Annotated in this window: 11 protein-coding genes and 1 other RNA gene; 10 read left to right on the forward strand and 2 right to left on the reverse strand. The window is 53.6% G+C overall.

The genetic code is table 11. The features are described 5' to 3' along the window. Positions 1-84 precede the first annotated feature (84 nt). The 9 genes from HMPREF9156_RS0101845 (at position 85) to ssrA (ending at position 11,428) form a co-directional block, all read left to right on the forward strand. Positions 85-1,254 carry a hypothetical protein gene (locus HMPREF9156_RS0101845; RefSeq protein ID WP_007147101.1) on the forward strand — a complete coding sequence of 390 codons (1,170 nt, stop codon included), beginning with the start codon at positions 85-87 and terminating at the stop codon, positions 1,252-1,254. After that, the gene (locus HMPREF9156_RS0101850) at positions 1,251-2,837 is read left to right on the forward strand and encodes a UDP-N-acetylmuramoyl-tripeptide--D-alanyl-D-alanine ligase (protein WP_007147102.1); all 1,587 of its coding nucleotides are present in this window, start codon (positions 1,251-1,253) and stop codon (positions 2,835-2,837) included. Before HMPREF9156_RS0101845 ends, HMPREF9156_RS0101850 begins: the two co-directional genes overlap by 4 nt. Then, positions 2,837-3,967: a phospho-N-acetylmuramoyl-pentapeptide-transferase gene (gene mraY, locus HMPREF9156_RS0101855; RefSeq protein WP_007147103.1), complete on the forward strand. Its 1,131-nt coding sequence runs from the start codon at positions 2,837-2,839 to the stop codon at positions 3,965-3,967. Before HMPREF9156_RS0101850 ends, mraY begins: the two co-directional genes overlap by 1 nt. A 42-nt stretch (positions 3,968-4,009) precedes the next feature. Next, a complete protein-coding gene (gene murD, locus HMPREF9156_RS0101860) occupies positions 4,010-5,491 on the forward strand; it encodes a UDP-N-acetylmuramoyl-L-alanine--D-glutamate ligase (RefSeq protein ID WP_007147104.1) in 1,482 nt (493 codons plus the stop codon). Next, a complete protein-coding gene (locus tag HMPREF9156_RS0101865) occupies positions 5,491-6,837 on the forward strand; it encodes an FtsW/RodA/SpoVE family cell cycle protein (RefSeq protein ID WP_231198051.1) in 1,347 nt (448 codons plus the stop codon). Before murD ends, HMPREF9156_RS0101865 begins: the two co-directional genes overlap by 1 nt. A gap of 70 nt (positions 6,838-6,907) precedes the next feature. Further along, entirely contained in the window at positions 6,908-8,110 is a 1,203-nt protein-coding gene (locus tag HMPREF9156_RS0101870) for a UDP-N-acetylglucosamine--N-acetylmuramyl-(pentapeptide) pyrophosphoryl-undecaprenol N-acetylglucosamine transferase (RefSeq protein WP_007147106.1), read from the forward strand. 96 nt (positions 8,111-8,206) lie between these two features. Next, positions 8,207-9,835, forward strand: coding sequence for a UDP-N-acetylmuramate--L-alanine ligase (locus HMPREF9156_RS0101875; protein ID WP_017147397.1), 1,629 nt, complete (start codon positions 8,207-8,209; stop codon positions 9,833-9,835). Further along, positions 9,828-10,931, forward strand: coding sequence for a cell division protein FtsQ/DivIB (locus HMPREF9156_RS0101880; RefSeq protein ID WP_007147108.1), 1,104 nt, complete (start codon positions 9,828-9,830; stop codon positions 10,929-10,931). Before HMPREF9156_RS0101875 ends, HMPREF9156_RS0101880 begins: the two co-directional genes overlap by 8 nt. Positions 10,932-11,029: 98 nt before the next feature. Next, positions 11,030-11,428, forward strand: a transfer-messenger RNA (tmRNA) gene (gene ssrA, locus HMPREF9156_RS07035). A gap of 161 nt (positions 11,429-11,589) precedes the next feature. Here ssrA and HMPREF9156_RS0101890 read toward each other — a convergent pair. Together HMPREF9156_RS0101890 and HMPREF9156_RS0101895 are read right to left on the reverse strand one after the other, a co-directional pair. Continuing rightward, complete coding sequence (locus HMPREF9156_RS0101890; protein ID WP_007147110.1) at positions 11,590-12,522, reverse strand: PfkB family carbohydrate kinase; 933 nt, start codon at positions 12,520-12,522, stop codon at positions 11,590-11,592. Positions 12,523-12,582: 60 nt separating this feature from the next. Then, positions 12,583-14,187: an aminopeptidase P family protein gene (locus HMPREF9156_RS0101895; RefSeq protein ID WP_007147111.1), complete on the reverse strand. Its 1,605-nt coding sequence runs from the start codon at positions 14,185-14,187 to the stop codon at positions 12,583-12,585. A gap of 94 nt (positions 14,188-14,281) precedes the next feature. Between HMPREF9156_RS0101895 and HMPREF9156_RS0101900 the strand changes: the two genes are divergently transcribed. Continuing rightward, positions 14,282-15,883, forward strand: coding sequence for a bifunctional folylpolyglutamate synthase/dihydrofolate synthase (locus HMPREF9156_RS0101900; protein WP_007147112.1), 1,602 nt, complete (start codon positions 14,282-14,284; stop codon positions 15,881-15,883). The last annotated feature ends 3 nt before the right edge of the window (positions 15,884-15,886 follow it).

A 15,886-nucleotide genomic window follows, 5' to 3' on the forward strand; every position in this document is an offset into this window, starting at 1 on the left:
GTTGTACATAATGGGTACTGGCAGCAAACCATATATCAGCCCTGTCGCTGTGACTGCAGGCAGCCTGAAAATAAGGAGATTGGCATGAGCTTCCTGACCGGTAATATATCCGGGCATTATACGCTTGAAGACCTGATGCACCAGTTCAAGGTGACCAGCACTTTCCCTTACGGGCGCGATATAACTATTACTTCCCTGACGGACGATACCGCAGCTGCCAGCCCAGGATGCCTCTACCTTGGCCACGGGGATGGCGATATACCGGCTGAGATCCGTAACGCGCAGGCACAGGGCGCATACTGCATACTGTTCCCCAGCAGCGTATCAAAGGTTATTTCTCAGAAGGAGCTGCAGTCTGCTGCAACGGTACCGGTACTGTTCGGCGACCTTAACCAGTTCGATTCAGGGAGGCTCGCCTATATGCTTGCCGGCAGGCCTACAGATACGCTGGCTACTTTTGGTGTTGTCGGGTCCCAGGCAACATATGCATCGGACAGCCTTGCGCAGCTTCTGCATCTGCTTGGCAACCCTATAGGGGTTATTGATTCGAGAAGGTCGTTCTCACTGGAACGCGAGCTTACATGCACATATCCGCTGAACCCCATAGATACTGAGATGATCCTGTCCCAGATGCTGGAGGATGGGGTCAATACGGTTGTCCTTACGATCAATGACAGAACATTTAAGCGGGGTGCCTTAAGCCAGGTAGGGCTTGATGTATGCGGGCGCACACAGTCACGTACGATGGCGGATCCTTTGCCGGACACGGACCGGGTAGGGGAATCAGGCGAAGCTGTGCAGGATGACGGGACGGCTGAGCAGGAGACAGCGGGCATCCAGGACGGTAATACTGATACAGGTACTGCCGCCGGACCGTCTTCTGATACCGGAGCAGCTGCTGTGCAGGGGGCCGGTCCCAACAGCCCGCAGGCTTCAAAGCGGACATGGTCGCGGTGGATACCCAGTTACCGCAGGAGCGGGGACAATCCTGAGATTGGGGCATTGAAACCCCAGCTCAGGCGTTCCGTTAAAGATTTCGGAGCGATCATCAATGATGATACGCATTGTGTAGCGCCTACCGATGCTGCGCGCCAGGTTGTGCAGAGCATTGTGGAAACTGCTGATATCCGGCATGAGTATGAACTGTATCTGGCTGCAGCTATGGCGATGAGCGCAGGGGTCAGGAAAAATAATGTACGCAGTGCTTTGCTGCTGGCTCAGGAGATCAACAGGCGGCAGGAGGGCAACTCATGATCGTAACTTCAATTGAGCGGTGTGCCCGGGAAGTCTGCGGGCGGATCATCTACCCGGATACAGCAGGGCATAATGGCCATGCGCATAATGTTTCCAAAGTCGTTATGGATTCAAGGAAGGTCCGGCCCGGTTCGCTTTTTATCGCAATCAGGGGGGAGCGCAGTGACGGCCATGATTTTGTCCGTCAGATCGGTGCGGACGGGGCAGTGGCTGCCGTAGTCGAGCATGCAGTAGAAAATGCAGATATCCCGCAGATCGTTGTCAGCAATACTGTCAAAGCATTGGGAAGCCTTGCCAGGTACAATATTGCCAGGCGCAGGGAACTGGCCGTACAGGGCGGTACCCCTTTTACTGTTATAGGCATTACAGGTTCGGTAGGGAAAACGACGACAAAGGATATTGCATACTCTCTGCTTTCCTCAGCCGGGCCGACGGTAGCTCCCCAAGGGTCATTCAATAATGAGATCGGGTTGCCGTACACAGCTCTTGAAGTTGATAGGGATACACGGTTCCTTATAGCTGAGATGGGGGCTTCAGCGTTGGGGGAGATAGCCTATCTGACGCATATAGTTCCTCCCGATATTGCGGTTGAGCTTAAAGTCGGGGTGGCCCATCTTGGCGGGTTTGGTTCTGTAGACAATATACGGAAAGCTAAAAGCGAACTTGTCCAGGCGCTTTCAGCAGACGGGACTGCCATCCTCAATGCAGACGATGATAATATCCGGCTGATGGCCGGCTCCGCCGCATCCGGCACTATCATCTGGTTCGGTATCAAAGACAGGGATCACAATTTCCCAGATGCCGTCAGCAGCGGATCCGGCAGTAAAAAAGCTGTTGCTGTTTATGCCGACAATATTTCTGTAAACCATTATGGCCATCCTGTTTTTGATCTCCACCTGCCCGGCAGCAGGCCTTATACCGTCCGGCTTGGGATACCCGGGGAACATAATATTTATAATGCTTTAGCAGCTTCCTGCGCCGCATACCGTGTCGGTATCCCGGTGCAGGAGATTGCCCGGATACTTGGGGGGCAGGTCCTGAGAAGCCCGCACCGCATGAGCATCAGCGAGATAAATGCCGGCAGCCCGGATATTTCCGGCGGTCGGAATATGCAGTTTACCCTGATCGATGATTCGTTCAATGCCAACCCTGATTCTATGGAAGCGGGGCTTAACGGCCTTGCGCAATGGAACAGGGATGCGGATGCTGCTGCCCAGCCTTACCGCGTGGCAGTTTTAGGGCCGATGCTCGAACTCGGTCCAGGTGAAGAAGGGCTGCATAAGGATATTGGCCAGTACGCGGCAGAACACGCTGATGCTGTTGTTGCTGTGGGGAATGAGGGGAATCCGGCTCTTGACGCTTTAGCCCATTATCTAGCTGACGGTGCGGTACAGGGATACCATGGAAAGGAAGGCCAGGTTTCCGCACCGGTCTACTGGGCCGAGTCTGCGGCTGATGCTGCGCAGCTGGTCTCATCGTTTGCTGCCAGCCATCCGCACACCGTTGTCCTGCTCAAGGGATCCCACGCATCAGGCCTGCAGGGGCTTGCAGATATGTGGACTGCACAGGGGAGGAATAAATAATGATCGCCCTTATAATAGGCCTGGTCGTCTCTCTTATTGTTATTTTCGCCGGTACCCCGATCCTTATCCGGGTCGTTGAAAAGATGCATTACGGGCAGTATATACGGCAGGACGGCCCTAAAAGCCATCAGGTCAAGCGCGGTACACCCACAATGGGCGGCGTTGTGATCATCCTGTCTGTAGTCCTGGGCTGGCTGGCATCGGCATTATACAGGTTCGCAGCTTTCGGGACCAGGTTCTCTGTGCCTGCCCTGCTTGTGCTGTTCGCAATGCTGTCTATGGGGTTCCTCGGGTTTATTGATGACTTTGCCAAAGTGTCAAAAAAGCAGAATGAAGGGCTGAGCGTCCATGCGAAGTTTATAGGCCAATCCATTTTTGCCACGTTATATGCAGTCCTTTCCCTTGTTGCAACATCGCCTGAGACCGGCCCTGCCGCACATCCGGGGATCACATTCAATGAGAATGTGATCATTGACTTTAATAAGCTGGGTACTGTTGCCGCCATAGTACTTTTTGTGATCTGGGTAAATTTCCTGATGACTGCGTGGACCAACGCCTTTAATCTGACGGACGGTTTGGATGGCCTGTGTGCGGGAAGTTCAATGATCGCATTCCTCGGGTATGCCATGGTTGCATTCTGGCAGAGCTACCACCACAGCGGGATGCATCTTAATGGTTTCGGACGCCTTGCTTTCCACCCGGGCGGCATGGCGTATACAGTTGCCGACCCCCAGGACCTCGCCATTATTGCGATATGCGCCATTGCCGCATGTTTCGGCTTTCTATGGTATAACACGAACCCCGCAGAAATATTTATGGGCGATACCGGGTCCCTTGCGCTCGGCGGGCTTTTCGCGGCTTTATCCGTTGCTACCCATACAGAGGTCCTGGCGGTTATTATTGGCGGGCTTTTCGTTGTGGAGACCCTGTCAGACATTATACAGGTCAGTTTCTTTAAAGCGACGCATAAGCGGGTATTCAAAATGGCGCCGATACATCATCATTTTGAGCTGGAAGGCTGGACAGAAACTAAAGTAGTCGTAAGGTTCTGGATGGCTGAAATGATATTTGTATTGATAGGGGTCATCCTCTTCTACGGCGACTGGGTTTTGAAATCGGGCCTTCTATAGGCCGCAGCGGGACAGATAATATACGGAAACTAAGAAGGAATGATGACTGAGGAACTGCATACTGTTGCTGAATGCATAAACAAAGGCCTTGCTATAATGGTTGCCGGCCTTGGTGTAGGCGGTTCCAGCGTTGATTCCATCCTTACCGGCCGCAGGATCCCCCACATAACTGTAGACGACAGGAAGCCGGCGGCATATACATTCGCAGATGTCCTCAGCAGCAGCTTCAAGTGGGATACTGTAGGCTGCATAGTGACATCGCCCGGGTTCTCGCCGTACAGCGATTTTCTGATGTGCGCTGCCCGGAATAATATCCCTGTTATTTCTGAAGTCGAGTTTGCATGGCAGATCAGTTCAGATAGCAGCGGGACAGGTTCCCGGGCGCAGTGGATAGGGATTACCGGGACAAACGGGAAAACATCAACTACGGAGATGACATCCGAAATCATGCGTGCCAATGGTTTTTCGGCCCCTGCTGTCGGCAATATCGGTACGCCGGTATCGCAGGCTGCTGCTGATAAAGATAACCGTATGCTCGTTGTAGAGCTGAGTTCATTCCAGCTCCATTATACGTACAGTATCCGGCTGGCGGCGGCTGCGATAACGAATCTCGCGCAGGACCATCTTGACTGGCACGGCGGTTTTGACAGGTATGTTGCGGATAAGGCCAGGATATACAGTAATGTCACAGATGCGCTTGTCTATAACGCGGATGATGCGCGTGTCACCCATATAGCGCACAGTACGGTCCTGCGCGAAGGCTGCGAACGTATCGGTTTTACGCTCAAGCCCCCTGCTGAAGGACAGATCGGTGTTGAAGAAGGATGGATAACGGATCGCCGCCATCCGTCAGAGCCGGCGCCTGCAAGGATAGCGCCGCTCACTGATTTCCCGCATCTGTGTGAACCCGATGGCACAGTCTATCCCCATCTTCTTGCTGATGCACTATGTGCTTTCTGCCTGGCAGCAGGCATGGGGGCTGATCTGCAGGACGCCGCCCATGCGCTTGCCGGTTTTGCTCCCGGAGGGCATCGCATTGTCAAAGTTGCTTCGTATATACCTGGACCGGGGCAGCCCGCGATCCGCTTTATTGATGATTCCAAGGCGACTAATGCCCATGCTGCGGCAGCATCGCTAAGCAGCTTCCCGGACAGGTCTGTGGTCTGGATCGCAGGGGGCCTTACAAAGGGCGCCCATTTTGATGATCTGGTCCGCAGCCAGAGCCATGTTATGACATCGGTTGTCGTTATCGGCAAAGACCAGGCATATATCCTTGAAGCCCTGAAGAAATACGCCCCCGATATCCCGTATACGCTTATTGACCCGTCCGACAATACAACGGTCATGAAAAGGGCTGTTGATGCTGCCGGACGGTATGCACAGCCGGGGGATGCCGTGCTGCTTGCGCCGGCCTGTGCGTCAATGGACCAGTTCGCGTCGTATGCTGACCGCGGGGACAAGTTTGCTGTGTGTGCGAAAGAATGGGTAAAGGCAAAACAGGATACGGGACAGGAGGCGGAATGATGGCACGGTACAGTAAAAAACTCAAGTCTGACCCTCAGCTCAGAGGGCTTGATAAAGCAGTCGAACTGGTAACACAGGGCTCATATATCGAAGGCGGTCCCGCTGAGGGGCGTGCGGGCAGGCCTGGCAGGAAAAATGCGGATTACAGCGGATGGCGCAGTATTTTTAACCCGGTATTCTGCTACAACGGCATGATCTTAGTTGCCGGCGCGCTGACAGTACTGGGCATTATCATGGTGTTCTCAAGCTCAAGCGTCAACCTGGTATCAGCCGGATTCAGTTCATGGCGCGATGCTTCGCGCCAGCTGCTGTTCGCTGTGATAGGCCTTCTGGCAGGGGTCGGTCTTGTCCATTTCTCTGATGCGGTATCTAACCTTATCCGGTATACCAGCCTGTTCATACTCCTGGGATCGTGGGTACTGCAGGCCCTCACCCTTACCTCTCTGGGAAAAACAGTTAACGGCAATACCGGATGGCTTGTTATCGCAGGCACACAGTTCCAGCCGGCAGAAATCATGAAGCTGGCATTATGCCTGTGGATGCCTTTGACTGTCGCCTCAGCTTCCAGGCGTGCTGAAGGTAAGACTACTCTGGTGCAGAGGGCTTTGGCATACTGGCCTGCACTGGTGACATTCCTTATTTCCTTCATCCTTGTTTTCGCCGGGAAAGACCTGGGGACAGGGCTTATTATTGCCGTCATAGCATTGGTAGCCCTGTACGTTGGCGGTTTCCCCCTCGGGCTGTTCTTTGGAGGGCTCATTATTGCCGGAGGGGCTGTTTCCTATTTCTTTGTGCTGGGCAATGAAAACAGGCGCAAACGGCTTCTGGCCGTTTACAGCGGATGTCCGGGCGGCCCCTCGCAGGATGGCTGCTATCAGATCGTCCACGGAAAGTATGCGCTGTCCTCAGGAGGGCTGACCGGCCTGGGGCTCGGGGCTTCACGCGAAAAATGGAATTACCTTCCGGAAGCGAAGAATGATTTTATTTTTGCCATCATTGGGGAAGAACTGGGCTACATCGGTGCAGTATTCGTGATACTCCTGTTCCTCATACTTGCATGGTGCATGGTCAATATTGCACTCCGGAGCAATGATACGTATTCCCAGACTGTGATCCTGTGCGTCACCGGATGGATCATTTTTCAGGAATTTGTTAATATCGGGGTCGTTACTTCGGTACTTCCGGTTATAGGCCTTCCGCTGCCGTTTATTTCTGCCGGGGGAAGCGCCCTGATCATTACCCTGATGGCAATGGGTATTGTTATAGGCCTGTCGCGCAGGCAGGAAGAAATAAGGGCATCGCTTGGCCGTGATAAAAAACGCAGGAAGAAAACAAAGCGGGTATAAAACAGGTTAGAGCCCGTTTGGGTGGAGCGTCAGGGAATAAGGTTTACAGGGCGCGCGGTATGCTCGGAATATGACAAAACCTTTAAGCGTAGTTTTCGCCGGCGGCGGTACCGCAGGGCACGTAAACCCTCTTCTGAGCATGGCTTCAGAACTGAAAAAGCTTGATCCGTCTGTGAAGGTGTGCGTTATAGGAACATCTGCAGGTTTGGAATCCATGCTAGTGCCCGAGGCCGGTTTTGAGCTGGAAACTATACAGAAGGTCCCGTTCCCTCGCAGGCCGGATAGCGCAGCTTTGAAATTTCCCGTGCGATGGCTGTCGGAGAAACGCAGGGTCCGGGAAATACTTACCCGGCATGGTGCGGATATCGTTGTTGGAGTTGGCGGGTACGCTGCCGCCCCGGCATATTCAGCTGCCCATTACCTGAAGCTCCCGCTTATTATCCATGAACAGAATGCCCGCGCCGGCATGGCGAATAAGCTGGGTTCACGGTGGGCTGATTTCGTTGGGACCGTATATGACAATACAGGCCTTAGAGGCGGCAGGGGCACGATAATCCAGCGTGTAGGGCTTCCTCTGCGCGAATCTGTTTCCCGTGCTGCCGGACGCCTTGAGAGGGACCGGGTGGGGACGAGGCTGGAAGCAAAACAGCAGCTTGGGCTGGATGTGCATAAGCCGGTTATCCTTATTACCGGAGGGTCCCTTGGCGCTGTGAGCCTGAATACTGCCGTTTCGGACAGTGCCGAAAGCCTTCTGGCCTGTGCCCAGGTGATCCATCTTACCGGGAAAGGAAAGCTTGCTGCGGTTGCGCACAATGTAAGCATCCATGCCGGCAGACAGCATCTGGCAGGGCTTAGTTTCAGCAGTACCGGGCCAGGCAGTGACGGCGGCGGTACCGCATCTTCGGGCGATTACCACGCCGCTGAATACTGGGAGAGGATGGATATTGCATTCTGCGCGGCAGACCTGGTGATCTGCCGCTCCGGGGCAGGAACTGTAGCCGAGCTGTCCGCATTGGGCGTCCCTGCTGTATATGTCCCCCTTCCTGTCGGTAACGGCGAGCAGAGGCTTAATGCCCAGCCGGTGGCTGATGTCGGCGGCGGATATATCGTCAACGATGCAGACCTTGATCCTGAATGGATAAAGTCCCATATACCTGGGCTTATCACTGACCGGGACCGTCTTGCCGGCATGTCGCGTGCATCATGGGGCTACGGCGTCCGCAATGCTGCAACTGTGATGGCGCAGCACATATTGGAAGTATCCCGGTGCTGATTTCCATGTTGCAGGTACACTGGTAAAAGGCATCAGCCGTGTGGGCGGTGACAGCAGGGAATAGACAGATCAGGCACATCCAGGATGTGAGGAGCTATGGCATATATGATTTTAGATCCGGCAAGCCAGCCTGTGGATTACACAGCGTTTACGTTGGAAGACCTCGGCAGAACCCATTTTGTTGGTATCGGCGGCGCAGGCATGAGCGTCCTTGCTGAGATGCTTCTGGAAAACGGTGTGGATGTGTCCGGATCCGACAGGGAGGCTAATACTAAAACAGAGCGCCTGAAAACCCTCGGGGCCCGTATTTATATCGGACAGTCAGCCGGGAATGTACATGATGCCGATACAGTAGTCTGGTCAAGCGCAATAAAGCCTGATAACCCTGAAATCATTGCTGCCCGGGAATGCGGGGCGCTGCTTCTGCATCGGAGCGATATCCTTGCTCTCCTTATGCAGAAACACCAGTATGCCGTTACTGTTGCGGGCGCGCATGGGAAAACAACAACCAGCGCAATGCTTGCGCAGATACTGGCGGCGCAGGGCGAGGGGAATCTGAAAGACCCCAGTTTTGCTGTGGGAGGTTCGATCCGCACACCCCGGGGAAGCATTGACGGCGGGCATGCCGGTACGGGCGAGGCGTTTGTAGCTGAGGCTGATGAGTCGGACGGAAGCTTTGAAAAATATCATCCCTATATTGCAGTGATTACGAATGTCGAACCTGACCATCTTGACCATTATGGGTCAGCAGATGCTTTTATGGCCGCATTCGCCGAGCACGCGCACCATGCGCAGAAATACGTTGTCCTGTGCGGTGATGATGAAGGTGCTTTATCGGTCCTGGCGTCAATGGGTGAAGAGGCATCCCGGCACTGTGTTGTGTATACGGCACGGCAGAGTATTGACCTCAAAGGGTCCCATGCCCTGCGCGTCCTCATCACCAACGAAAATGAAACTGCTGAAAAGGGAGGTACCGGGAATGACCGTACCGGCAGCAAAGCCCTCTCTGTTGCGGCAGAACGGTTTTCCCTGATGTTCCCTTCCAGCCTGATCCCTGAGATGTACAGGAATAAAGATGGGGGAGGGGATACACGGACGTTTGATGTTAAGCTGCGCGTGCCGGGTATCCATAATGCGCGCAATGCTGCTGCTGCTATTATCAGCGCCGTACTTATGGGCATGGATCCGCAGAAGGCATGCAGTGCCGCATTTGAGTTTTACGGCGCGAAACGCCGGTTTGAGATCCGCGGTACTGAAGATGGCGTAACGGTTATTGATGATTATGCCCATCATCCGACGGAAATAGAAGCTCTGCTCCATGCCGCGAAGCGCAGGTTCCCGCAGTCAGCGATCCATGTGATATTCCAGCCCCATCTGTTTTCCCGTACCCATTTTTTTGCGCAGCAGTTTGCAGATGCCCTGAGCATTGCCGATGATGTTGTGGTTACGGATATTTTCCCGGCACGTGAGAAACAGGAGGACTGGCCGGGGATTTCCCCCGACACTGTTGTTTCACGTATCGGCCGGCCGGGGCCGCATACTGATGCATACAGTATCCCGAATATGGATACTGCAGCCCGCTTTGCCGCGGACAGGGCAAAGCCAGGCGATATCATCATCACTGTCGGGGCAGGTTCCATTACTGATGCTGCCAATACCGTACTCGAGCAGCTGCGCCATAACGTGCGCCGTGCCCAGAACAGAAAGCAGGGCAGCCATGTTTGAATCCTTTAAAAAAGATAAGCCCGAGACAGAGGGAAGGCCATCTGCCGGCAGAAAGGGCAGCGGACGTACTGCACAAAGCAATATAAGCCGATCCTCACAGCAGCGCATGCCCCGCAATATCACGGGCCGGCGGAGGGATGGGAAATTCCCGGTACACAGGGGTGAAGGTAAAAATACTGCTGACGATACCGTTAAAAGCGGGCAGGGGCAGTTCATAGACCCTCGCCAGATGCGTACCCGCAATACAGTTGAAGAGCTCGCTGCTACTGCCGGCAGAGGCCGTCAGAAAGCATCTGTACGCCCCAAACTTATCGATTTTACGAGAAAGCATAAGGAAAAGGAGAAAAACAGCAGGAAAAAAGCCATCAGGAATATTGCCATTGTTATTGCTGTCGTAGCTGCAGTTTCCGGGATTATTGCTGCGCTCCTGTTTTCCCCGGTACTGGCGTTGCAGCCTGGTTCCGTTACGGTCACAGGCACAAATGAATGGGTGCAGCCTCAGGAGATCAGGAAGATCGCCCAAAAGCAGTCAGGAAGATCGCTCTTTCTGCTGGATACAAAGGCTATCAATGATCAGGCGGCAAAAATACCGGGCGTTTCCGGGGCAAAAGTCAGCCGTCGTTTTCCCCATGGCATAGAGGTCAGAGTATTGGCATCCAAACCCGCCGCAGTCCTGAAAACGGATTCAGGGCAGACGCAGGCGGTTGATTCGCGTGGGCGGACTATGTCCGCAGAGAAAGCCTCAGTTGACGGCATACCGGTTATCACAGTCGCAGACTTTACTGCAGCGCTGAAACAGAACGCCGTTAAACAGGCACTCAAAGTCCTGTCTGCTTTGCCTGAAGACCTGCGGTCGCAAATTACCTCTGTAGCAGCAGAGACGCAGGATTCGGTAACAACTGTACTGAAAAGCGGGTATACCATTATTTGGGGCAACTCGTCACAGATGGATTTCAAAAAAGCGATTGTCCGAAAAACCCTTGAAAAGCTTGCTGAAGATAAAAGCCCCAACCGTGTTATTGATGTTTCTGCCCCTGACCATGCAGTAATTAAACCGGATAACTCAGGATCCGCCGGCTCGCCGTCTGCGCAGTGATTCGACAAAGCCGGGAATATCACATAAACTGTTCTGGTTGCTCTTAATACAGTAACAACGTATTATGTTGATACGCATGCAGCTGGAAAAGTTAATATGGGGTCGATCGGTTTCGACGGTGACCTGTTCGTTGCAGGGAAGCGTGCCGAGAATGCAGGGGTCCGCTCGTTAACGTCCTCCTGCAGGAATTAAGTGCTAAATCTAATCGCACTGAGTTTGCACTTGCTGCCTAAGCTTCGCGCTAGGAATTAAACAGCGAGTTCCAGCTCCGTCCTCTCCTTTTCGCCTTCGGGAGGAAGCAGGGCGTCATAAGAAGGCTTACCTGGGATACTGAGGCTCAAGGTATTTCAGGGAAATCTGATTGAGCCTATGCCTGTTGTGCGTTGTCTGCGTCAGCGCAAGGGCAGATAAATAGCCATAACGGCCAGCAGACTACGCACGTAGAAGACTGCAGGTACGGTTACCGGACCGGGGTTCAATTCCCCGCGGCTCCACTTTGATAAGCTATGTGAAAGCCTTGGAAATACTAACGTTCCGGGGCTTTTTCTTTTTCCCTGTTCCTGTGGCGTGGCCACGCTTTGCCCTTATCTTTCTGATATTATCGCATCCGGGCATGGGGTAACCCCAAACATTTCCGGTTATTGCAATGTGCTGCCAGTCAGGTGTCCTGGCGCAGATGTTGCCACGATACGTAGTCGGGTATCTCATCGGGATATGCCGGCCATGCTTCGCGCTGGGTACACACATAGGCGGCGGTATTGACTGCTTTCTGATGTGCTTCAGGCATGGATGCCCCTTTAAGCAGTTCAGTCGCCATGACCCCGTCGAATACATCGCCGGAGCCTATGGCATTGAGCATTTTTATGTGAGGGGTCTTGATATATGACCTTTCACCGGTGCGTGCAGTAATGCAGGAGAACCTGCGCCCGGCTGTAAGCGCCACATATTCCAGTCCGGGATAACGGCTGAAGAACCATTGGCAGGCGTCATCGTCATTTCCTCCGATACCGAACAGGGAACGGAGAAAAGCGCATTCACTGTCGTTCATTTTGAAATATGTAGCAGTGCCAAGCAGCTGATCAATGAGGTCACGGGAAAAATAATCCCCTCTCAGGTTGATGTCAAAAAACCTGAAAGCATCGTGAGGAGCGCTTTCGAGGAGTTCCATTATCGCTGAACGTGATTCCTCGTTCCGTGATGCCAGTGTCCCGTATGCGATCCCGTCAGCCATGTCCACAGCTTTCCGGATATCATCGGTAATTTTCAGATGGTCCCACGCAGCGTTTTCGGTTATAGTATAGGAATTTTCATTGTCTTCAACAGCTACTCCGGCTGTACCGGTAGGGTAGCTGTTTCTTTCAAAAAGGCAGTGGATACCGGCATTACGGACGGTGGCCTCAAGCTCATCACCAAGCTTATCGTTGCCCAGGGCACTTACGGAGTATCCGTCTGCGCCGTTCTGGATGGCATGGTATGTAAAATTCACGGGGGCACCGCCGGCTGTTTTGCCCTCCGGGAGGATATCCCACAGTACTTCGCCTAAACTGATAATAACTGGTTTCTTTGCATGGCCTTCCGGATCATTGGTCATATATCCTCTTTCTGCCGGATTCCGATGCCGTACGGAACAAACTATATTATTCTTCGGCGGTTACCTGTTATTGGCGGAAAGGAGGCCTGAGCAGTCAGACATCCACTGTTCTACATCATCTGCCTGCTTAGGGATATCGATACTCAGCCATTCCGGGCCGCTTTCAGTCATAAGGACATCATCCTCGATACGGATGCCAACACCGCGGAATTCAGGGGGCACAAGCATATCGTTCTCTTTGAAATATAATCCCGGCTCAATAGTAAAAATCATTCCAGGGGTCAGCGGGGCACCCTGATACTCTTCATACCGCGCCTGGGAGCAGTCATGTACGTCCAGCCCGAGATGATGGGCGACCCCGCATGCATGCCATCTGCGATGCTGCTGGCCTTCAGGGCTCAGAGATTCTTCCACGCTCACCGGCAGGATACCCCATGAATGAAGGGCTTCGGCCAGGACACGCATGCATGCTTTATGGATATCGGAATAAGTAGCACCGGGTTTCGCTGCCTCAAAACCTGCCTGCTGCGCATCAAGCACCACCTGATACAGGCTGCGCTGGAAATCGGTAAAATGGCCGTTAGTAGGGAAAGTCCGCGTAATATCTGCGGTGTACAGGCTGTCAACTTCAACGCCGGCATCAATGAGCAGAAGATCGCCCGATTCTATGCTTCCCGTATTGCGCATCCAATGAAGGGTAGGGGCGTGTGCTCCGGAAGCAACGATAGTACTGTACCCTTCGGTATTGCCCTGTTCACGTGCGTTCGCATTGAACTGGCCTTCAAGTATCCGTTCGCCGCGGCTGCTGCCAAGCGCCTGCGGCAGTGCGGAAAGCATACGGCTGAAACCGTCTTTGGTGGCTGCGATCGCCTTGCGCATTTCGCTGATCTCATACGGATCCTTGAGCATGCGCTGGACCGATGCTGCCTGGTAAAGCGCATCATCATCGCTGAGTACTGCTGAGATATCAGCATATCCGTTTTTTTTGCGCATGGCATCGATCTGACCGGTCAGGGCAGGGTCTGCGTTACGGATAATACGTACATGGATACCCCCGTCGCTGGCAGAAACATTGCGGCCTACAGCATCATCAAAATCAGCTATATCCGCGGTATGTATCCCCGTCATGGTTTCCAGGCCTTTAAGCCCCGGACGGGCGCCTACCCAATATTCGCCGTATGCAGCTGAACGGTAGTAGTCGGAAGTCGTCTGATCACTCCGGGGATGGGCATACAGCGTTGCGCTATGGGTCTCTTCTGTACCTGCATCCTTCCCGCTTTGGCCTGAAAGCACAGGCTCAAGCACAAGTATGGCACCAGCCTCATAATCCTGGCCAAGGCCTGTATAATAGGCGAACGCCGAATCCGGACGGAAAGCGTAATCGCAGTCGTCATTGCGGACTTTCGGCTGCCCCGCGGGGATGATAAGGCGCTCGCCAGCGAACTTCCTGCCGAGGGCCCTGAGACGTGCAGGGGTATACCGGGAGGAGTCCAGAGGCTTTATATCACTGCTTTCTTCACCCCACCCGGTAAGCATGAACTTTTCAAAATCTGTGGACTCAGGGCGCAATGTGCGGTTATGGCTGCGCCCAGTCTGTGCGGATTCTCCTGCAAGCGTTGTTTCATCAGGATGCTGCTGGCCTTCTGTTTTCTGGCTGTTTGTCATGGTTCCCCCAGCTGTTGCGTGTATAAGGTTATATCCCAACTATAGGGACAGAGGGCGATAATCTAGTCCGCTTATTGGCTTAAAATCGGGGATTATGTCGCAGGAGTTTCCGCAGGAGTTTCCGCAGGGCGGCCGCATGGCTTTGCATGAAGTATATCAGGAGATTATGTCTCGCGCCCCAGAGCATGATTTTGACCCGTCACTTGACCGTATGGCAATGGTCCTGGATTTTCTTGGGCATCCTGAAAAATCTTTCAGGGTCATCCATGTTACCGGGACGAACGGCAAAGGGTCAACCTCCTATATGGCGGAGTCGCTGTGCCGCGCATATGGCCTGCGGACAGGGCTGTATACATCGCCGCATATCCAGAGCGTAACAGAGCGTATCTCTATTGATGGCCAGCATGTCAGCGATGAACAGTTCGTTGACCTTTATTGCCAGGTCAAAGATTTTATTGATATGGCAGACCGGCGCAGCATTGAATCAGGCGGCCCCAGGATGAGTTTTTTTGAGGTCCTCACTGCTATGGCTGTGTGGGCTTTTGCGGATGCGCCGGTCGATGTGGCAATCGTTGAAGTTGGTATGGGCGGGACCTGGGATGCAACTAATGTCCTGGATGCTGATGCTGCAGTTATCGGGCCTGTTGATATGGACCATATGCAGTGGCTTGGGGATTCTGTTGAACAGATAGCTGCTGAAAAAGCAGGGATAATCAAGCAGGGGTCAGCTGTGATCGTAGGGCCCCAGGAGCATGCGTCTGTTATGCCGGTTATTGAGGAAGCTGCCGCACGGGCAGGGGCGGTTTCAGTCCAGCGGGACGGCCAGGAGATTAATGTTGTGGAACGCATGCCTGCCGTCGGCGGGCAGCTTGCCACCCTCCAGACCGGTAACGGGATATATCGCGATATCCCAATATCGGCATTTGGCCGGTACCAGGCCCATAATGCTGTGGCAGCGCTTGCCGCCGCCGAAACAGTTATCCCGGTCTCCGGACAGCTGGATACTGGTGTTGTTTCCCAGGCGCTGCAGACAGTGAGGATCCCCGGGAGAGTAGAGATCATCCGCTCATCGCCAACAATCATCCTTGATGGCGGGCATAATATCCAGGCAGTGGGCGCTGTCCGTGATGCTATAGAGGAGAACTTTGATTTCAGGCAGCTGATAGGCGTCGTTTCCATGATGAAGGATAAAGACGTGGAATCGGTGCTGGGGATCATGGAGCCGATATTGGAAAAGCTTATAGTCACGCAGAACTCGTGGGGTTCCCGTGTCATGCCGGCTGATGAGTTGGAATCAATCGCTATCGGTGTTTTCGGCCCTGACCGCGTTATCCGTCAGGACAGCCTGCCTGATGCTATCCAGCAGGCTGTTGACCTGGTAGACAGCGATGATGACCTGGGTGTGGGGTATGGCCATGGAATACTTGTGTTTGGCAGTTTCGTAACTGTAGGCGATGCCCGTACCCTGCTGGAAGAAAGGCCCGGAGAGCAGCTGGAACATGCTATGTCCCTGCACGATACCCATAACGCTTCATCTGCTTCGCGGGCAGGCGATGAAGATCCCCTTGCAGGCTATCTGCAGGAAGTCATGCATGACGGTCTTACGGACATTGATTATTATGAACCGGATTTTGACGGCCCTGTTCCCGGACATGGGAATGGTCAGGCTGACGCCGGTAAAGAGGATAATGGATAATTA

The organism is Scardovia wiggsiae F0424 (assembly GCF_000269605.1).
GTDB lineage: Bacteria > Actinomycetota > Actinomycetes > Actinomycetales > Bifidobacteriaceae > Scardovia > Scardovia wiggsiae.